The following is an 18,830-nucleotide window of genomic DNA, read 5'->3' as shown; positions in this document are numbered from 1 at the left end:
ATGGGACGGTACGTCGTCCGGCGTCTGCTCCAGATGATCCCGGTGTTCATCGGGGCGACGCTGCTCATCTTCCTCATGGTGAACGTGATGGGCGACCCCATTGCGGGCCTGTGCGGGGACCGGCAGTGCGACCCGGCGACCGCCGCCCAGCTCAGGGAGGAGTTCGGCCTCGACAAGCCCGTGTGGCAGCAATACCTGACCTACATGGGCAACGTCTTCACCGGTGACTTCGGCACTGCCTTCAACGGGCAGGAGGTCACCGAGCTGATGTCGACGGCCTTCCCGGTCACCATCCGGCTGACCATCGTGGCGATCCTCTTCGAGATCGTCATCGGCATCACCCTGGGGGTGATCACGGGCCTGCGCCGCGGCCGGCCCGTGGACACCGGCGTCCTGCTGGTCACCCTCGTCGTCATCTCCGTCCCCACCTTCGTCACCGGCCTGCTGCTCCAGCTGCTGCTCGGTGTGGAGTGGGGCTGGATCAAACCGTCCGTCTCCCCGGACGCCCCCTTCGACGAGCTCATCGTCCCCGGCCTCGTCCTCGCCTCCGTCTCCCTGGCGTACGTCACCCGGCTGACCCGCACCTCGATCGCGGAGAACAAGCGCTCCGACTACGTTCGTACGGCGGTGGCGAAGGGCCTGCCGCGGCGCCGGGTGACCACCCGGCATCTGCTGCGCAACTCCCTCATCCCCGTGGTCACCTTCATCGGCACCGACATCGGCGCCCTCATGGGCGGCGCGATCGTCACCGAGCGGATCTTCAACATCCACGGCGTCGGATACCAGCTCTACCAGGGCATCCTCCGGCAGAACACCCAGACGGTGGTCGGCTTCGTGACCGTCCTCGTCCTCGTCTTCCTGGTCGCCAACCTGCTCGTCGACCTCCTCTACGCCGTACTCGACCCGAGGATCCGCTATGCCTGAGCAGCAGCCCTACGAACCCGAAGGCGTCATCGCCGGGACCGGCATGGGCGGCGCGATGGACCTGGCCGCGAGCGAGGCGACGACATTGGAGAAGCCCACCGGACCCGACGGCATCGGCCCGCAGGAGAAGCCGCGGTCCCTGTGGTCCGACGCCTGGCGCGATCTGCGCCGCAACCCGGTCTTCATCATCTCGGGCCTGATCATCCTGTTCCTGGTCTTCATCTCCCTGTGGCCCTCGGTGATCGCCTCCGGCTCCCCCCTCAAGTGCGACCTCGCCAAGGCCCAGCAGGGCTCCCAGCCCGGCCACCCCTTCGGCTTCGACGGCCAGGGCTGCGACGTCTACACGCGCACGGTCTACGGCGCCCGTACGTCGGTGACGGTCGGCGTCTGCGCCACGCTGGGCGTCGCCCTCCTCGGCAGCGCACTCGGCGGCCTGGCCGGCTTCTTCGGCGGAACCTGGGACTCGATCCTCTCCCGGATCACGGACATCTTCTTCGCGATCCCGGTCGTCCTCGGCGGTCTGGTCCTCCTCTCGGTCGTCACCAGCAGCACCGTCTGGCCGGTCATCGGGTTCATGGTGCTGCTGGGCTGGCCGCAGATCTCCCGTATCGCCCGCGGCTCGGTCATCACCGTCAAGCAGAACGACTTCGTGCAGGCCGCCCGGGCGCTCGGCGCCTCCAACTCCCGGATGCTGCTGCGGCACATCGCGCCCAACGCGGTGGCTCCGGTGATCGTCGTGGCGACGATCGCCCTCGGCACCTACATCGCGCTGGAGGCGACCCTGTCGTACCTGGGCGTCGGCCTGAAGCCGCCGAGCGTGTCCTGGGGGATCGACATCTCCGCGGCCTCCCCGTACATCCGCAACGCCCCGCACGCGCTGCTGTGGCCCTCGGGCGCCCTGGCGATCACCGTCCTGGCCTTCATCATGCTCGGCGACGCCGTACGCGACGCCCTCGACCCGAAGCTGAGGTGAGTCGTGCTCCTCGAAGTGCGTGATCTGCACGTGGAGTTCCGGACCAGGGACGGCGTCGCCAAGGCGGTCAACGGCGTCAACTACTCGGTGGACGCCGGGGAGACCCTCGCCGTGCTCGGCGAGTCGGGCTCCGGCAAGTCGGTGACGGCCCAGGCGGTGATGGGCATCCTCGATATCCCGCCCGGGCGGATCACCTCGGGCGAGATCCTCTTCCAGGGCAAGGACCTGCTGAAGCTGAAGGAGGAGGAGCGGCGCAAGGTCCGCGGCGCCGAGATGGCGATGATCTTCCAGGACGCGCTGTCCTCGCTGAACCCCGTGCTCTCCGTGGGGGACCAGCTCGGCGAGATGTTCACCGTGCACCGGGGCATGTCGAAGAAGGACGCGCGGGCGAAGGCCGTGGAGCTGATGGACCGCGTCCGCATCCCGGCGGCCAAGGAACGGGTCAGGCAGTACCCGCACCAGTTCTCCGGCGGTATGCGCCAGCGCATCATGATCGCCATGGCGATGGCCCTGGAGCCCGCCCTGATCATCGCCGACGAGCCGACCACCGCCCTCGACGTCACCGTCCAGGCCCAGGTCATGGATCTGCTCGCGGAGTTGCAGCGCGAGTACAACATGGGCCTGATCCTCATCACGCACGACCTCGGCGTGGTCGCGGACGTGGCCGACCGGATCGCGGTGATGTACGCGGGCCGGATCGTGGAACAGGCCCCGGTGCACGACATCTACAAGGCGCCGGCCCACCCCTACACCCGCGGTCTGCTCGACTCGATCCCGCGCCTGGACCAGAAGGGCCAGGAGCTCTACGCCATCAAGGGCCTGCCGCCGAACCTGATGCACATCCCGTCCGGCTGCGCCTTCCACCCGCGCTGTCCCATGGCCCAGGACGTCTGCCGCACCGACGAACCACCCCTGTACGAGGTGTCCGAGGAACGGGGCAGCGCCTGCCACTTCTGGCGGGAGTGCCTCCATGGCTGAGCCGATTCTGGAGGTCAGCGGGCTGGTCAAGCACTACCCGCTGACCACGGGCATCCTCTTCAAGAAGCAGGTCGGCGCGGTCAAGGCCGTCGACGGGGTGGACTTCGCGCTGGAGCAGGGCGAGACCCTCGGCATCGTGGGCGAGTCCGGCTGCGGCAAGTCGACGGTGGCCAGGATGCTGGTCAACCTGGAGAAACCGACGGCCGGTTCGATCAAGTACAAGGGCGAGGACATCACCAAGCTGTCCGGCAAGGCCCTGAAGTCGGTCCGCCGCAACATCCAGATGGTGTTCCAGGACCCGTACACCTCCCTCAACCCCCGGATGACGGTGGGTGACATCATCGGGGAGCCCTACGACATCCACCCCGAGGTGGCCCCGAAGGGCGACCGCCGCCGCAAGGTGCAGGAACTGCTGGACGTGGTCGGCCTCAACCCCGAGTACATCAACCGCTATCCGCACCAGTTCTCCGGCGGCCAGCGCCAACGCATCGGCATCGCCCGCGGGTTGGCCCTGCGCCCGGAGATCATCGTCGCCGACGAGCCGGTGTCGGCCCTGGACGTCTCCGTCCAGGCCCAGGTCATCAACCTCCTGGACCACCTGCAGAACGACTTCGACCTCTCCTACATCTTCATCGCCCACGACCTGTCGATCGTCCGTCACATCTCCGACCGGGTCGGCGTGATGTACCTGGGCCGCATCGTGGAGATCGGCAGGGACGCCGAGATCTACGACCATCCCACGCACCCCTACACCCAGGCGCTGCTCTCCGCGGTCCCCGTCCCCGACCCGGAGGCCCGCGAGCACCGCGAGCGGATCATCCTGGCGGGCGACGTGCCCTCGCCGACGAACATCCCCTCCGGCTGCCGCTTCCGCACCCGCTGCTGGAAGGCCCAGGAACGCTGCACAGTGGAGGTCCCGCTCCTTGCGGTCCCGCCGCATCTGGCGCTGCTGGAGGGCCCGACGGCGCACGACTCGGCGTGCCACTTCGCCGAGGAGAAGCAGGTCGTGCCCACCGAGGAGACAGGGGACACGGAGTAACACGGAAGCAACTCGGCCGACCCGGTTCCGATATACGGACGGGTCAGTCTGAACAACGTACGGCCGTGCGGGTGCCGTAAACGGACCGGGGTGCGCCATGTCACCCCGGTCCGTTGCCTTTACAGCAGGCCCAAGGACCGCTTCAGGAAGTCCACTTGGAGCAGCAGCAGGTTCTCCGCGACCTGTTCCTGCGGGGTCATGTGCGTCACGCCGGACAGCGGCAGCACCTCGTGCGGGCGGCCGGCCTCCAGCAGCGCGGCGGACAGGCGCAGGGCGTGGGCCACCACCACGTTGTCGTCGGCCAGACCGTGCACGATCATCAGCGGGCGGTGCTGCTCGGCGGGGGAGGACAGCCCCTCGTCGGTGACCAGGGAGGACTTCGCGTACGAGGCCGGGTGCGCGGCCGGGTCGCCCAGGTACCGCTCCGTGTAGTGGGTGTCGTACAGCCGCCAGTCCGTCACCGGCGCGCCCGCGATCCCCGCGTGGAAGACGTCCGGGCGGCGCAGCACCGCGAGGGCCGCCAGCCAGCCGCCGTAGGACCAGCCGCGGATCGCCACCCGGGTCAGGTCGAGCGGGTGGGTCTCGGCAAGGGAGTGCAGCGCCTCGATCTGGTCGTCGAGGGAGACGGTGAGGTCGTGGTGGATCTCCTTCTCCCAGGCGGGCGAGCGGCCCGGTGTGCCCCGGCCGTCGGCGACGACGACCGCGAAGCCCTGGTCGGCGAACCACTGCGAGGTGAGGTGCGCGTTGTGCGCCGCCACCACGCGCGGCCCGTGCGGACCCCCATAGGGGTCCATGAGCACCGGGAGGGGGGTGTCACCGTGGTAGTCCGTTGGCATAAGCAGGGCGCACGGGACACGGCGTGCGCCCCCCTGCGTGAGCGTCACGCGCGGGGACATACCGGGATCTTCGGCGTACGAGGTGACGGTCGCCGTCTGCTTCCCGTCGCGCAGCACCCGCACGCGCGCGCCGGGCCGGTCGAGCGCCGCGGAGACCAGCACCGTCACGCCCCCGGCGCGCACCGCGGAGTGCACGCCCGCCTCCTGCGACACGCGCTCCACCCCGAGCTCGTTCACCCGGTACACATGCACCTCACCGGTCTCCGGATCGGCCGCGGCCTCCCCGGCCGACGCCGAGACGAGGACGTCGTCGTCGGAGACGTCCAGCACCGCGCGCAGCTGCAACTGCGGGCCCGTCAGCGGCCGTTCCCCCACCGCGAGCACCCGGGCGCCACCCTCGTCGGCGATCCGCACGAGCTGCCCGGACGGGCTCCAGCACGGCACCCCAGGGAATAGTTCCAGCCAAATTGGATCTTCGTCCGCGTGCACCATCCGGGTCGCCCCGGTCTCGGCGTCCACGGCCAGGAACAGCTGGCTGCGCTGGTCGCGCGCCTGCACGAGCAGCAGCGGCGCACCCGCCGCTGACCAGTGCACATGCGCCAGATAGGGATAGCGCGCGCGGTCCCACACGACCTCCGTGCGCCCCCCGTCGAGGGTCATCACGAACAGCCGTACGTCCGCGTTGGCGGTGCCCGCCGCCGGATACGCCACCCGCTGCGGCTCGCGCTCCGGATGGGCCGGATCGGAGATCCACCACCGGCTCACCGGCGTGTCGTCCACCCGGGCCACCAGCAGCCGGTCCGACTCCGGACCCCACCAAAAGCCCCGCGAACGCCCCATCTCCTCGGCCGCGACGAACTCCGCCAGACCGTAGGAGACCCCCTCCGACTCCGGCTCGGCGAGCGCCCGTTCACCCTCGCCCTCGGCGCCGACGACGCGCAGGGCGCCCTGGGCGACGTAGGCGACCCGGCGTCCGTCGGGGGAGGGGCGCGGGTCGATCACCGGTCCCGGGACGGGGAGTTCGCGTGCCGTGCCGGCCGGCAGCTCCGCCACGAAAAGCCGCCCTGACAAGGCGAAAGACGCCAACTCCACGGCCACGTCGGTGGCGTAGCCGACGATGCCGGCCCCGCCCTCGCGGCTGCGTTCGCGGCGCGCCCGTTCCTGGGGCGACAGGTTCTCCTCCCCGCCGCCCAGCAGGGCGCGCGGATCCGCCGCCACGCGCTCCTGGCCGTCCGCCGGATCGAGTACCCACAGGGAGTTCGCCCGGTCCGTGCCGGACGTGGAGCGCAGAAAGGCGACACGCGAACCGTCGGGCGCCACGGTGAACGCGCGCGGCGCGCCGAGCGTGAACCGCTGGGTGCGGGCGTGCCGTCGGGGGAAGGAGTCGGACCTCGTCGTCATGCCCCGACCATATTGGCCATGCGCCCCCTTGTGCGGCCGTGCGCCGATCGATGCGCGCGTACGGATAGTTATGATCACTAGCGCATAGTGGGTATGAACCTGCTGGCTGCTGTATGGATTTATCTGCCCCCTTAGTTCCGTAGTTCCGTTCCGGTCCGATCCCCCACGTCCCTGGGTTCTTTGGAGGTGAGCCGCCGTGGCACTCTCGATTTCGGCGGTGGTGCTGCTGGCGATCATCGTCTTCTTGCTGATCAAGAAGTCAGGCCTGAAGGGCGGGCACGCAGTCGTCTGCATCCTGCTCGGCTTCTATCTGGCCTCCTCCACCATGGCGCCCACGATCAGCGACCTGACCACGAGCGTGGCCAGCATGATCGGCAGCATCAAGTTCTGACGCCACCCTTAGGGTGGGCTCCATGACGGAACTGCCCTCCCCGACCCTGCGGGCGGGGGGACCCCCATCTCGCGGCGCTCGGCGTCTGCTGCTGGTGCACGCGCACCCGGACGACGAGTCGATCAACAACGGCGCGACCATGGCCGCGTACGCGGACCGGGGCGCCCACGTGACCCTGGTCACCTGCACCCTCGGTGAACGCGGCGAGGTCATCCCGCCCGAGCTCGCGCACCTGTCCGGCCCGGCCCTCGGCGAGTACCGCCTGGGCGAGCTCACCGCCGCGATGCGTGCGCTCGGCGTCGACGACTTCCGTCTGCTCGGCGGCCCGGGCCGCTACCGCGACTCCGGGATGATGGGCCTGGCCGACAACGACGACCCCGACTGCTTCTGGCAGGCCGACGTCGACGAGGCCGCCGCCCACCTCCTGGAGGTCATCCGCGAGGTGCGCCCCCAGGTCCTCGTCACCTACGACGAGAACGGCGGCTACGGCCACCCCGACCACATCCAGGCCCACCGCGTCGCCATGCGCGCCGCCGAACTGGCCGCCGAGGCGGGCTGCCCGGTCGCCAAGGTCTACTGGAACCGGGTGCCGCGCACGGCCGGCGAGGAGGCCTTCGCGCGTCTGGCACAGGCGCTGCCGGGGCTGCCCTTCGGCAAGACGGGCGTGCTGGACGACGTCCCCGGTGTGGTGGACGACGAGCGGATCACGACGGTCGTCGACGGTACGGCGTACTCCGCCGCCAAGACGGCCGCGATGGCCGCCCACGCCACGCAGATCGAGGTGTCCGGCGAGTACTTCGTCCTCTCCAACGAACTCGCCCAGCCCGTCTTCACCACCGAGTACTACGAGTTGGTGCGCGGCAAGCCGGACGGGAGTCCGGAGACCGACCTGTTCGCGGGAATCGAGGACGCGCGATGACGAACGACCGGACCTCGATGCTCGCCCAGCCCCTCAGGCTCCCCTCCTTCGCGCGGGCCGCCGTCCTGCTGGGCCTCTTCCTGCTCGGCGTCGCGGTCGGCGTGGCCGGTGCACTGGTGCAGGGCGCCTGGTCCCCGTTCGGCCTGCTGCTGGCGCTCGCCGGCGAGGCCGGGCTCTGTCTGGGCGGGGCGCTCGCCCTGCGCGCCCGGGCCGGGGCCGTCGCCCCCGCCGGCGGCTGGCTGCTCGCCGTCATCCTGCTCACCACCAGCCGCCCGGAGGGCGACTTCGTCTTTGCCTCGGGCGGCGGTTCGTACATCTTTCTGCTCGGCGGTATGGCCGCGGCTGTGATGTGCGCCACCCTCGCGCCGACGCGGCAACCGGACGGCGGCCCGGTCCGACTTGGCAAGTGACGTACCACTTCTCCACTCCGCACAGGTGCGAGTCCGGTGTGGGTTTCCCCGGCGGTCGTGGGATACGCGCCAGAAGTGGCCAGTATGGTGGTGCGCGCCGCCGAGCCGCCCGAAGCAGTAGTGAGGTCGAAACGGGCGGTGGAGCCAACCGGGAGAACCTGCCTTGAGTCGTGAAACTGACAGTCCGTCCTCCGGGCCCAACGGGCGCGGCGGAGCCGCTTACCCCTCGGGCACGCCGCCGTACGGGACGCCCACGGCTCCCGACGGCGGTGCGGATGCGGGCCGTTCGGCCGCGCGGCCGGAGGAACGCAAGACCGAAACCACGCTGACGACCCGGATCCGGATCAACATCCCCGGATCGCGGCCGATTCCGCCGGTCGTCGTGCGCACCCCCGTCGCGGACGCCGAAAGCTCCGACGACACCGCCGAGACGCCCGCCATGGCCACGCCCACCGCCGAGGCCCCCGCCGAACCGGCGGCCGCGGCGGAGGACAAGACCAGCGACTGGTTCGCACCCCGCAAGTCCTCGGCCCCCAAGCCCGATCAGGGTGGCGGCCAGAGCAACGGGGCCGGTCTGCCCGGAGGTTCGGGCGCCGCTCCGGCCGCCGACGCAGGCAGCGCACCGCGCCCCGGCGGCGTGGTCGGCGCCATGAACCTGCCGGGCGGTTCCCGCCCCGGCGGCACGAACGGCGCCGGGCTCCCGGGTGCGACCGGCGGACCCGTGGCGCCCGGACACGGCGGCGGCACCGGCTCCTTCGACGTCACCGAGGCACTGGCGTCGGGCCCGCTCGGCACCGGCGCCCGCCCCGGCCCCTCCGGCGACGAACCGCGCCGCGACGACCTGCCGTACTTCTCCGACAACGGCGGCCCCCAGAACGGCCAGGGCGGCCCGACCGCTCCCGGCGGCTACGGCGGCCAGAGCGGACCCGGAGCCCCGGCCGGCCCCGGTGGACCCGGCGGCTTCGACGGACCCAGCGGCTTCAACGGCCCGGGCGGCCCCGCCGGCCCCGGCCGACCCGGCGGACAGCAGGGCCCCGCGGGCCCGACCACCGGTCCGGTCACCGGCGACGGCCCGATCGTGCCGCCCGTCACCGGCGGTCCGGGAGGACCGGGCGGTCCCGGAGGCATGGCCCCCTTCGGCGGCCCCGGTGGTCCCGGCGGCCCCGCAGGCATGGGTGCCCCCGCCGCCGGTCGCGGCCCCGGTGGCGGTCTGAGCGACGACACCGCGATCCTGACGCCGCAGAAGCCGGCCCCCGAGCCGGGCAGCCCCGGCTACGGCAACCCCGCCGACAACGTCTCCGGGCACACCGTCACCAGCGGTATCCCGGTCGTGCCGCCCACCGCCCAGAACGTGCCGTTCGGGCCGGGCGCGCACACCGACGGCCCGCTGCCGCACACGCCCCCGAAGCTGCCCGAGCCGGTCGCGCAGAACGTGCCCGCGGCCCCCGCGCCCAAGAAGAAGAAGGGCCGCGGCAAGCTGGGCCTGCTCACCGGCGGTGTGGTCGTCCTGGCCGGTGGCGTCTACGGCGCCGGCCTGCTGATGAACCACTCCGACGTGCCCAAGGGCACCACCGTGCTCGGCGTCGACATCGGCGGCGGCACCCACGACGACGCGGTCCAGAAGCTCGACGCGGCCTTCGAGGACCGGGTGAACAAGGCGCTGAAGCTGTCGGTCGGCGGCAAGACCGTCACCCTCAAGCCGGACCAGGCAGGGCTCCAGTTCGATGCCGCGGCCACGGTCAGCGAGGCCGCGAAGAGCGACTACAACCCGGTCTCCGTGGTCGGCTCGCTCTTCGGCCAGGAGCGGGTCGTCGAGCCGGTCATGCCGGTCGACGAGGAGAAGCTGCAGGCGGCCCTGGAGAGCGCCGCCGGCGGCTCCGGTTCGGTGACCGAGGGCACGATCAAGTTCGACTCGGGCAAGGCCGTCGCCGTGTACGGCAAGCCCGGCAAGGGCATCGACGTCGGCTCCTCCACCGAGGCGGTCGAGGAGGCGTACCGCACCCAGGTGGAGACCGGCACGGTCGCCCCGGTGCAGGTCGCTACGACGACCCAGCAGCCGACGATCACCAACGCCGAGGTCGACCGGATGATGAAGGAGTTCGCGGAGCCCGCGATGTCCGGCAACGCCACCGTGCAGACCGACGCCGCGCACAGCATCCCGTTCGGCGACCTGTCCCTGCCGAAGATCCTCGGCGTCAAGGCCGTCGACGGAAAGCTCGTGGACACGTACGACCTGGAGGCGCTGAAGGAGGCCTACGGCAGCACCTTCGACGGCGTGCAGATCCAGACCGCGACCGGCAAGCGCGGCGTACTGCCGCAGGACGTCGTCTCCGCGCTACGAAAGGCCCTGCGCGGCAAGACGGCGGCGGAGCGCGTCGCGGTCATCGACACCAACCCCAACTAGCGGATCGTCGCAACAGCCGAGAGGGCGCCCGGCGGACACCGGGCGCCCTCTTCGGCGTCAGTTCAGCATCGCCCGGGCCGCCCGCGCCTGCCCCCGGACCTGCTCGGCCGCGGGCTCGTCCACGGCGGCGACCAGCTCCGCGTACTCCTCCAGCTCGGCCGCTCCCGCGAGGAAGTCCCCCCGCTGCACCAGCAACTGAGCACGCTCGTAGCGCAACCGGGCCGCGTGCGAGGGCAGCAGCAGCGACAGCTCCACCGCCCACAGGGCGACATCCGTCCGCTCCGGCCGCGCCGCGGCCCACGCCCGCACGTTGTTCAGGATCCGCGACACGACCTCCAGCGGCGGCGCGGGCACCAGCATCGACGGATGCAGCGCCGCCCCCGTGGCCCCCGCGACCAGCAGCTCCGCATCGGCGCCGCTGAGCACCCGCCCCCCGTCGAAGGGATCGACGAGCACCTGCTCGCCCGGGGGCCCGAACCCGACCACGAAGTGCCCCGGCAGCGCGACCCCGTACACCGGGGCCCCCGCCCGTCGCGCCACCTCCATCCACACCACCGACAGCAGGATCGGCAGCCCCCGTCTGCGCCGCAGCACCTCGTGCAGCAGGGAGGACTCCAGCCGCTGGTAGTCGGCGGGGGAACCGCGAAAGCCCAGCCGGTCGCCGAGGAGCTCACGCAGCGCCACGGCCCACGAGCGCGGCCCGCCGGGCCGGAACGGCAGCAGCCCGGCCAGCCGGTCCAGCTCCACCTGGGCCGTGTCCATGCCCGCCTCGTCCAGCGTGCCGTCCGCCTCCGCTCCCATCAGCAGGCACAGCGTCGACAGATCGGGCCGCTCGGAGCGGGCCTCCTCGGCGAACCGCCGCCGCAGTTCGGTCGAGCGTTCGGGGGGCGGGGGGTAGGGGGGACGCATAGCAGGCTCGTGCCCTCTCACGGCGATCGGTTACCGGCCGGAGCCGGAGTTCCCGGTTCGAGGTAGTGCTGATACGCGTGATGCACCGAAAAGCCCAGTCCGGCGTAGAAGGCCCGCGCGCTCGCGTTGTCCGTCTCGACCTGGAGCCAGGCTGCCGAGGCGCCTTCGTCGAGCGCCCGCTGGGCCAGCGCCGCCATCACGGTGGTAGCCAGCCCCCGCCGCCGTAGCGCGGGATCCACCTCGACGGCGGCGAAGCCCGCCCACCGGCCGTCGACGACACACCGGCCGATCGCCGCGGGCGCACCCTCGCCGGGAACGGTGGCGAACCACACCGACGGCCCGCTGCTCAGCACCCTCAGGGCCACCTCGCTCACCCCCTTGTGCTGGTAGCGCGCCAGCCACGCCTCGTCCGCCTCCCGGGACAGGACGACCTCGGCCGGCTTCCCCCGGTCGGCGAGCGGCGCGAGCGCCCCGATCCACAGCTCGGAGGTCACGTCGTGCGTCCACCCGCGCTTCTCCAGCTCCGCGCAGAGCAGCTCCTGCGTGCCCTCGGCGCCGGTCGCGGTCTGGACGTAGGCGGGCAGACCCCGTTCGGCGTACCAGCGCCGTACGACGGTCAGGGCCTCGTCCAGTGGCAGGCCGGGGTCGCCGAGCGGCAGCACCGAGTTGGCCCGCCGGGTGAACCCGGACGCGGCCCGCAGCTCCCACTCACCCAGACGCTCGCTCTCCACCGGCCGCCAAGCGCGCGTGGCGATGCGCGCGAGCTCCGCGTAGGAGGCGGCGGGCCCGCGCCGACGGGCCGGAGCGGCGGGCACGACCTTGCCCGCGACCAGCGAGGATTCCGAAATACGGACGGTCTCGCCACTCTTCCGTGTGATCAGCAGCACACCGTTGTCCCATGATGCGAGAACACCCACCGTGTCGGTGAACTTCTCACCCTCCTGCGCAGGATCGGTCAGGCATCGTACGGAGACCCGTTTACCCACGTCAGCAGCGGTGATACGGACCTCAAGGCGCCCCGTCGCAGAGATTTCCACAGGTCAGTTCACCCCTCCTGTTCGGATCATGCCCAAGAACGGAGATACTAGGGGCGGGCATCGACGACGCCGCGCTCCCGCGCGCCAGGCGGCGGAGCCTGTGGAGGCCCGCCAGCGCCCTATCGAGGAGGAACGACAGCGTGACCTACGTCATCGCGCAGCCTTGTGTCGACGTCAAGGACAAGGCGTGCATCGAGGAGTGCCCGGTCGACTGCATCTACGAGGGCTCCCGGTCCTTGTACATCCACCCGGACGAATGCGTCGACTGTGGGGCCTGTGAGCCGGTGTGCCCGGTCGAGGCCATCTTCTACGAGGACGACGTGCCGGAGGAGTGGAAGGACTACTACAAGGCGAACGTCGAGTTCTTCGACGAGCTCGGCTCTCCCGGTGGCGCCAGCAAGCTGGGCCTGATCGAGCGGGACCACCCGTTCGTCGCCGCGCTGCCGCCGCAGGCCGAGTAACCACGCAAGCGGCCCGCACAGCTGTGCCGCCTCGGTCCCGTACGGCCCGATCGTCCGCGATCGCCGTACGGGGCCGAGGCGTTTGCCGTACGGACGAGAAAGTGAGCCAGATCCCGTGTCCGCAGTCTCCGACCGCCTCCCCACCTTCCCCTGGGACAAGCTGACGCCCTACAAGGCGACGGCCGCGGCCCACCCGGGCGGCATCGTCGACCTGTCCGTCGGCACCCCGGTCGACCCGGTCCCCGAGCTGATCCAGAAAGCGCTGATCGCGGCGGCAGACTCCCCGGGCTACCCGACCGTCTGGGGCACGCCCGAGCTGCGCGACGCGATCACCGGCTGGGTCGAGCGCCGCCTGGGCGCCCGCGAGGTCACCCACCGGCACGTCCTGCCGATCGTCGGCTCCAAGGAACTGGTCGCCTGGCTCCCCACCCAGCTGGGCCTCGGCCCCGGCGACCGCGTCGCCTACCCGCGCCTGGCCTACCCGACCTACGAGGTCGGCGCCCGCCTGGCCCGCGCCGAGTACGAGGTCTACGACGACCCCACCGAGCTGGACCCGAAGGGCCTGAAGCTCCTCTGGCTCAACTCCCCGTCGAACCCCACGGGCAAGGTCCTGTCGAAGGAGGAGCTGACCCGGATCGTCGCCTGGGCCCGGTCGCACGGCATCCTGCTCTTCTCCGACGAGTGCTACCTGGAGCTGGGCTGGGAGGCCGAACCGGTCTCGGTCCTGCACCCGGACGTCAACGGCGGCTCCTACGACGGCATCGTGGCCGTCCACTCCCTCTCCAAGCGCTCCAACCTGGCCGGCTACCGCGCCGCCTTCCTGGCGGGCGACCCGGCGGTCCTCGCCCCGCTGCTGGAGATCCGCAAGCACGGCGGCATGATGACGTCGGCTCCGACCCAGGCAGCCGTGGTCGCCGCCCTCGGCGACGACGAGCACGTCCACGTCCAGCGCGAGCGCTACGCCGCCCGCCGCGAGGCGCTCCGGGCCGCACTCCTGAACCACGGCTTCCGCATCGAGCACAGCGAGGCCAGCCTCTACCTCTGGGCCACCCGCGACGAGTCCTGCTGGTCGACCGTGGCCCACCTCGCCGAGCTGGGCATTCTGGTGGCGCCGGGCGACTTCTACGGCGAGGCGGGCGAGATGTACGTACGCGTGGCGTTCACGGCCACGGACGAGCGGGTGAGGGCGGCGGTGGAACGGCTGGCCTGAGCCGGACCGCTGATTTCGCACTTCCGCACGAATAAACGGCGACGGGACCCGGGGAGGAATCCCCGGGTCCCGTCGCCGTTCAGGCCACGCGGTTGATCAGCCGCCCAGCGGGAGTCCCTTCAGCGGCAGCGAGTCCGCCGCCGGCAGACCGCCCTGGGTGAGGGACTCCGTCGGCAGACCGCCCTTCGTCGCGGTCGACGTCGTGTCGCCGACGATGTCACCGGCCGACCCGGCCGCGTCACCCGCGGTCCGCTGCGCGGCGGGCGCCGCCTTCTTGACGGCCTTGCCGCTGGTCTTGCCGGCGGCCGGCACCGACTTCTTGACCGCCTTGCTGCCGGCTTCGCCCGCGAGCCCGGTGACGTTCTGCGCCGCACCGTCGACCGTGTTGCCGACGGTGGTCCCGTCCAGGGCGGTCAGCCCGCCCAGGTTCGGGGCGGCCGGCAGATCGGGGGCCGCACTGGCGGAGCCGGCCGCACCGACCCCGGCAGCCGCTCCCGCAGCGACGAGCAGCGCGGCACGGGCGATCCGGCGGGTCAGGGGGAGGGTCATGATGCTCCTTCGACGGGTGTGTCTGCTTCGAACGATGAGGTGTCCGACCGGACTTGATCTCCGGCCTCGGACGCAGTGACTACCGCTCGAAGTCCGCGAAGGTTGCGGCGGCCCAACGTAAAGAGTTGGCAATGCGTCGCATTATCGGCTGCGGATAAAAACGGGCAAAGAGTGCCCGGTCGGAAAGTCCGCCGAATCCTTACAGCCCTTTGTTCCCAAGGGATTCGGCGGATTCAGGGGTGACCGCACGAAAACCTGCGCACACCGCCGCCCGCCGCGGCCCGGGCTAATTCCCCCGAGTGACGCCCCGTACTACTGCGCGGTCACGATCCGGACCGAGCCGGTGTCCTTCTCCGCCCCGGAGGCGCCCTCGGACGCACTCGCACGCCACTGGCTGTCCGTGTTCCCGGCGGTCCACTCCCGCCCCGCGTACGACACCCGCTCGATCCGCAGGGCGGAGGCGTTGGCCACCGCCCAGTGCGCCAGCTGCCAGCCGCGCTGCGTCAGGCTGCGCCCGGCGTCCGCGGTCTCCTCGGCCACGGGGAGTGTGACGACCCTCTCGTCGCCGTCGCCGGAGGCGGCGCTCGCCGAGGGGGTCGGCGACGCCTTGTCCACCTGCGCACCGGCCGGGGCCAGCACATCGCGCCCGAAGTCCCGTACCAGCGCCGCCCGCACCGGCTCCGTGCCCGTGGCCCCACTGGCGCCCGGGCGCCCTTCGCAGGTCAGCGTGGCCGCGGACCGGCCGGTCAGGGCGGCCGCCAGCAGCGTGGCGTCCGGCTCGTGCTTGGCGTAGGCCTGCGGGTAACCGCTGCGCTGCACGCGCTGTGCGGCGACGGTCAGCGGGAGGCGGGTGTAGTCGGGAACGTCGACGAGATGGTCGTAGAAGATCCCCGCCGAGTAGGCCGGGTCCATGATCTCCCGCTCCGTGCCCCAGCCCTGCGACGGCCGCTGCTGGAACAGGCCCAGCGAGTCCCGGTCGCCGTAGTCGATGTTGCGCAGCGCCGACTCCTGGAGCGCGGTGGCGAGCGCGATCGTCACCGCCCGCTCGGGCAGCTCCCGCCCGGTGCCGACGGCGGCGATGGTCGCCGCGTTCACCGCCTGCTCCGGCGAGAACTCGTACGTCGCCCCGTCGCCGTCGCCCGAGACGACCTTGCAGCCGGGTCCGCCCCTGCCCCCGGTGACGTACTGCACCACGAGGTAGCCCGCGACGGCGAGCAGGACCACGAAGGCCGCCCCGAAACGGAACAGGCGGCCGCGACGCTTGACGGTGGATGACGGCTCTGGCACGCGTACAAGGTACTGGAGGGTAGGAGAGGGTCCACCCCCGGTGTGGACAGTGGGCCGCACGGCCGGGGCGTTAGGGTCGAGGCCATGGCCGATACCCCGCTTGACCTCACGCTGGACGCCGCGCGGCTGACTGCGCAGCTCGTCGACTTCCCCTCGGAGAGCGGCACCGAGAAGCCGCTCGCGGACGCCGTCGAGGCCGCCCTGCGGGCCCTGCCGCACCTGACGGTGGACCGGTACGGCAACAACGTGGTCGCCCGGACGAACCTGGGCCGTGCGGAGCGGGTCGTGCTGGCCGGTCACATCGACACGGTCCCGATCGCGGACAACGTCCCGTCCCGGCTCGACGAGAACGGCGTCCTGTGGGGCTGCGGCACCTGCGACATGAAGTCGGGCGTCGCGGTCCAGCTGCGCATCGCCGCGACCGTCCCCGCCCCCAACCGCGACCTCACCTTCGTCTTCTACGACAACGAAGAGGTGGCCGCGGAGCTGAACGGCCTCAAGCACGTGGCCGAGGCCCACCCGGAGTGGCTGGAGGGCGACTTCGCGGTGCTGCTGGAGCCGTCCGACGGCCAGGTGGAGGGCGGCTGCCAGGGCACGCTCCGGGTGCTGCTCAGGACGACGGGCGAGCGGGCCCACTCGGCGCGCAGCTGGATGGGCTCCAACGCGATCCACGCGGCGGCGCCGATCCTGGCCCGGCTGGCGGCCTACGAGCCGCGCTACCCGGTGATCGACGGCCTTGAGTACCGGGAGGGCCTGAACGCCGTCCGCATCGGCGGCGGGGTGGCCGGCAACGTCATCCCCGACGAGTGCGTGGTCACGGTCAACTTCCGCTACGCCCCCGACCGCACGGAGGAGGAGGCGCTGGCGCACGTCCGCGAGGTCTTCGCGGACTGCGGGGTCGAGGAGTTCGTGGTGGACGACCACAGCCCCGGCGCGCTGCCCGGCCTGTCCCACCCGGCGGCCGCGGCCTTCATCGAGGCGGTCGGCGGCACCCCGATGCCCAAGTACGGCTGGACGGACGTGTCGCGCTTCTCGGCGCTCGGCGTCCCGGCGGTCAACTACGGTCCCGGCAACCCGCATTTGGCGCACAAGCGGGACGAACGCGTCGACACGGCGAAGATCCTCGCGGGTGAGGAGCGCCTGCGGAGCTGGCTGACGTCCTGAAGCGGCGCGGTGGCGCTTTACGGCGGACATGCGTACGTCCCCCCTCCGTAACCCGCGTAGATCTACGCTGAGGTGGAAACACGGCAAGCGGAGGGAGCGCACATGGCTACCGGCAACCCCGAGGGATCGCAGCAGCCACCGTCGGAACAGCGCCTGGGACCGGTCCTCCGGAGGCGGAGCCAGGTGACGTCGAGTACGACGGACCAGCGCCTGCTGGATGCGGGCGGCCCCTCGGACTGGGTCCACACCGACCCCTGGCGCGTGCTCCGCATCCAGTCGGAGTTCATCGAGGGCTTCGGGACGCTGGCCGAACTCCCGCCCGCGATCAGCGTGTTCGGCTCCGCGCGCACGACGGTGGACTCACCTGAGTACGAGGCGGGCGTCCGGCTGGGCCGGGGCCTGGTCGAGGCCGGCTTCGCGGTGATCACCGGCGGCGGCCCGGGCGCCATGGAGGCCGCCAACAAGGGCGCCTGCGAGGCGAACGGCATCTCGGTCGGCCTCGGTATCGAGCTCCCCTTCGAGCAGGGCCTCAACCCCTACGTCGACATCGGCCTGAACTTCCGCTACTTCTTCGTCCGCAAGATGATGTTCGTGAAGTACGCGCAGGGCTTCGTGGTCCTGCCGGGCGGCCTGGGCACCCTGGACGAGCTCTTCGAGGCACTCACCCTCGTCCAGACCCAGAAGGTCACCCGCTTCCCCATCGTCCTCTTCGGCAGCGAGTACTGGGGCGGCCTGGTCGAGTGGCTCCGCAACACACTCGTGGCCCAGGGCAAGGCCTCGGAGAAGGACCTGCTCCTGTTCCACGTGACGGACGACGTCGAGGAGGCGGTGGCGTTGGTGTCGAAGGAGGCGGGCAGGTAGTTCCGGCCGGTCCGGACGGTTCTTCCGAAGCGGGGTCCGGGGGCGCAGCCCCCGGGGACGGGACGGGTAGGGGCGGCGGGGGCGACAAACGCCCTACGCCAGCCCCCGCCGGGCCACAGCAGGCGGACGATGCCCCGCGATCGACGCCACCATCTCCAGCACCTGCCGCGTCTCCGCGACCTCGTGCACCCGGTACACCTGCGCCCCCAGCCACGCCGACACGGCGGTCGTGGCCAGCGTCCCGATCACCCGCTCCTTCACCGGCTTGTCCAACGTCTCCCCGACAAAGTCCTTGTTGGACAGCGACACCAGCACCGGCCACCCCGTCTCGACCATCTCCCCCAGCCGCCGAGTCGCCTCCAGACTGTGCCGCGTGTTCTTCCCGAAGTCGTGCCCGGGATCGATCATCACGGACTCCCGCGGCACCCCCAGCGCCACCGCCCGCTCGGCAAGCCCCAACGTCACCCGCAGAATGTCGGCCATGACGTCGTCGTACGTCACCCGATGCGGCCGCGTACGAGGCTCCGCGCCCCCCGCATGCGTGCACACCAGCCCGACCCGGTACCGCGCGGCGACCTCCGCCAGCCGCGGATCGACGCCACCCCACGCGTCGTTCAGCACATCCGCGCCGGCCTCGCAGACCGCCTCGCCGACGTCGGCCCGCCAGGTGTCCACACTGATGACCACATCGGGGAACCGCCGCCGCACCTCCGCCACGAAGCCGACCGTCCGCCGCGCCTCCTCCTCGGCGGTCACCTCCTCGCCGGGCCCGGCCTTGACCCCGCCGATGTCGACGATGGCCGCCCCCTCCGCCACCGCCTGCTCCACGCGCGCGAGGGCGGGCTCGTCCCGGAAGGTCGCCCCCTGGTCGTAGAAGGAGTCCGGGGTCCGGTTCACGATCGCCATGATCACCGGCTCGTGCGTGTCGAACTCACGCCTGCCCAGCCTGAGCATCCCCTGTGAACCTCTCCCGTACGTCCTGATCATCGCCGCCTGCGACCCTAACTGTCAGACTCGCATGGCACGATCGGACCCTGACACATTCGACCGCACACATGCACCGACCGTGGGGACCTC

The 18,830-nt window shown here is 71.5% G+C and carries 18 protein-coding genes; 12 read left to right on the top strand and 6 right to left on the bottom strand.

What is annotated here, in order from left to right; all coding sequences use genetic code 11:
• Genes AB0Q90_RS35035 through AB0Q90_RS35020 form a run of 4 tightly spaced genes read left to right on the top strand, consistent with a single transcriptional unit; the run spans position 1 to position 3,914 of the window.
• Positions 1 to 924 (top strand): ABC transporter permease, encoded by a 924-nt coding sequence (locus AB0Q90_RS35035; protein WP_363161834.1) that lies wholly within the window; start codon positions 1 to 3, stop codon positions 922 to 924.
• On the top strand, positions 917 to 1,897 hold the full coding sequence (locus AB0Q90_RS35030) for an ABC transporter permease (RefSeq protein ID WP_363161833.1): 981 nt from the start codon (positions 917 to 919) through the stop codon (positions 1,895 to 1,897). The genes AB0Q90_RS35035 and AB0Q90_RS35030 overlap by 8 nt, the downstream gene beginning before the upstream one ends.
• Before the next feature lie 3 nt (positions 1,898 to 1,900).
• Positions 1,901 to 2,875 carry an ABC transporter ATP-binding protein gene (locus AB0Q90_RS35025; protein ID WP_363161832.1) on the top strand — a complete coding sequence of 325 codons (975 nt, stop codon included), beginning with the start codon at positions 1,901 to 1,903 and terminating at the stop codon, positions 2,873 to 2,875.
• Complete coding sequence (locus AB0Q90_RS35020; protein WP_363161831.1) at positions 2,868 to 3,914, top strand: dipeptide ABC transporter ATP-binding protein; 1,047 nt, start codon at positions 2,868 to 2,870, stop codon at positions 3,912 to 3,914. The genes AB0Q90_RS35025 and AB0Q90_RS35020 overlap by 8 nt, the downstream gene beginning before the upstream one ends.
• 119 nt (positions 3,915 to 4,033) lie before the next feature.
• Here the strand turns inward: AB0Q90_RS35020 and AB0Q90_RS35015 are convergent, their stop codons facing one another.
• Positions 4,034 to 6,151, bottom strand: a complete 2,118-nt coding sequence (locus AB0Q90_RS35015; protein WP_363161830.1) for a prolyl oligopeptidase family serine peptidase — start codon at positions 6,149 to 6,151, stop codon at positions 4,034 to 4,036.
• A 196-nt stretch (positions 6,152 to 6,347) separates the two neighbouring features.
• On the opposite strand from AB0Q90_RS35015, the gene AB0Q90_RS35010 reads away from it, so the two are divergent.
• The 4 genes from AB0Q90_RS35010 to AB0Q90_RS34995 all read left to right on the top strand — a co-directional run bounded on the left by AB0Q90_RS35010 (position 6,348) and on the right by AB0Q90_RS34995 (position 10,275).
• A complete protein-coding gene (locus tag AB0Q90_RS35010) occupies positions 6,348 to 6,542 on the top strand; it encodes a hypothetical protein (protein ID WP_186280602.1) in 195 nt (64 codons plus the stop codon).
• Between the two features lie 22 nt (positions 6,543 to 6,564).
• Entirely contained in the window at positions 6,565 to 7,461 is an 897-nt protein-coding gene (gene mshB / locus AB0Q90_RS35005; protein WP_363161829.1) for an N-acetyl-1-D-myo-inositol-2-amino-2-deoxy-alpha-D-glucopyranoside deacetylase, read from the top strand.
• Positions 7,458 to 7,871, top strand: coding sequence for a DUF6113 family protein (locus AB0Q90_RS35000; protein ID WP_363161828.1), 414 nt, complete (start codon positions 7,458 to 7,460; stop codon positions 7,869 to 7,871). Before mshB ends, AB0Q90_RS35000 begins: the two co-directional genes overlap by 4 nt.
• Positions 7,872 to 8,034: 163 nt before the next feature.
• Positions 8,035 to 10,275, top strand: coding sequence for a hypothetical protein (locus tag AB0Q90_RS34995; RefSeq protein ID WP_363161827.1), 2,241 nt, complete (start codon positions 8,035 to 8,037; stop codon positions 10,273 to 10,275).
• A gap of 57 nt (positions 10,276 to 10,332) precedes the next feature.
• Here the strand turns inward: AB0Q90_RS34995 and AB0Q90_RS34990 are convergent, their stop codons facing one another.
• Together AB0Q90_RS34990 and AB0Q90_RS34985 are read right to left on the bottom strand one after the other, a co-directional pair.
• Positions 10,333 to 11,184 carry a transglutaminase-like domain-containing protein gene (locus tag AB0Q90_RS34990; RefSeq protein WP_363161826.1) on the bottom strand — a complete coding sequence of 284 codons (852 nt, stop codon included), beginning with the start codon at positions 11,182 to 11,184 and terminating at the stop codon, positions 10,333 to 10,335.
• 17 nt (positions 11,185 to 11,201) lie between these two features.
• Positions 11,202 to 12,221 carry a GNAT family N-acetyltransferase gene (locus AB0Q90_RS34985; protein ID WP_363161825.1) on the bottom strand — a complete coding sequence of 340 codons (1,020 nt, stop codon included), beginning with the start codon at positions 12,219 to 12,221 and terminating at the stop codon, positions 11,202 to 11,204.
• 140 nt (positions 12,222 to 12,361) lie between these two features.
• On the opposite strand from AB0Q90_RS34985, the gene fdxA reads away from it, so the two are divergent.
• Positions 12,362 to 12,682, top strand: a complete 321-nt coding sequence (gene fdxA / locus AB0Q90_RS34980) for a ferredoxin (RefSeq protein ID WP_003998156.1) — start codon at positions 12,362 to 12,364, stop codon at positions 12,680 to 12,682.
• A gap of 115 nt (positions 12,683 to 12,797) precedes the next feature.
• The gene (locus tag AB0Q90_RS34975) at positions 12,798 to 13,892 is read left to right on the top strand and encodes a bifunctional succinyldiaminopimelate transaminase/glutamate-prephenate aminotransferase (protein WP_363161824.1); all 1,095 of its coding nucleotides are present in this window, start codon (positions 12,798 to 12,800) and stop codon (positions 13,890 to 13,892) included.
• 96 nt (positions 13,893 to 13,988) lie between these two features.
• On the opposite strand, the gene AB0Q90_RS34970 is transcribed toward AB0Q90_RS34975, so the two are convergent.
• Entirely contained in the window at positions 13,989 to 14,441 is a 453-nt protein-coding gene (locus tag AB0Q90_RS34970; RefSeq protein ID WP_363161823.1) for an ATP-binding protein, read from the bottom strand.
• Between the two features lie 312 nt (positions 14,442 to 14,753).
• The gene (locus AB0Q90_RS34965; protein WP_363161822.1) at positions 14,754 to 15,728 is read right to left on the bottom strand and encodes a heavy metal transporter; all 975 of its coding nucleotides are present in this window, start codon (positions 15,726 to 15,728) and stop codon (positions 14,754 to 14,756) included.
• 84 nt (positions 15,729 to 15,812) lie between these two features.
• Here AB0Q90_RS34965 and dapE point away from each other — a divergent pair, with 84 nt between their 5' ends.
• Both dapE and AB0Q90_RS34955 read left to right on the top strand, forming a co-directional pair.
• Positions 15,813 to 16,892, top strand: coding sequence for a succinyl-diaminopimelate desuccinylase (dapE, locus tag AB0Q90_RS34960; protein ID WP_363161821.1), 1,080 nt, complete (start codon positions 15,813 to 15,815; stop codon positions 16,890 to 16,892).
• A gap of 102 nt (positions 16,893 to 16,994) precedes the next feature.
• Entirely contained in the window at positions 16,995 to 17,753 is a 759-nt protein-coding gene (locus AB0Q90_RS34955) for a TIGR00730 family Rossman fold protein (RefSeq protein ID WP_363161820.1), read from the top strand.
• A gap of 93 nt (positions 17,754 to 17,846) precedes the next feature.
• Here AB0Q90_RS34955 and folP read toward each other — a convergent pair whose 3' ends face one another.
• The gene (gene folP / locus AB0Q90_RS34950) at positions 17,847 to 18,707 is read right to left on the bottom strand and encodes a dihydropteroate synthase (protein WP_363161819.1); all 861 of its coding nucleotides are present in this window, start codon (positions 18,705 to 18,707) and stop codon (positions 17,847 to 17,849) included.
• Positions 18,708 to 18,830: the final 123 nt, after the last annotated feature.

Origin of the sequence: Streptomyces sp. NPDC079141, assembly GCF_040686775.1 — a bacterium.
In the GTDB taxonomy this organism is placed as follows: Bacteria; Actinomycetota; Actinomycetes; order Streptomycetales; family Streptomycetaceae; genus Streptomyces.
The sequence above is the reverse complement of the archived record's forward strand: the minus strand, read 5'-3'. Positions and strand labels throughout refer to the sequence as shown.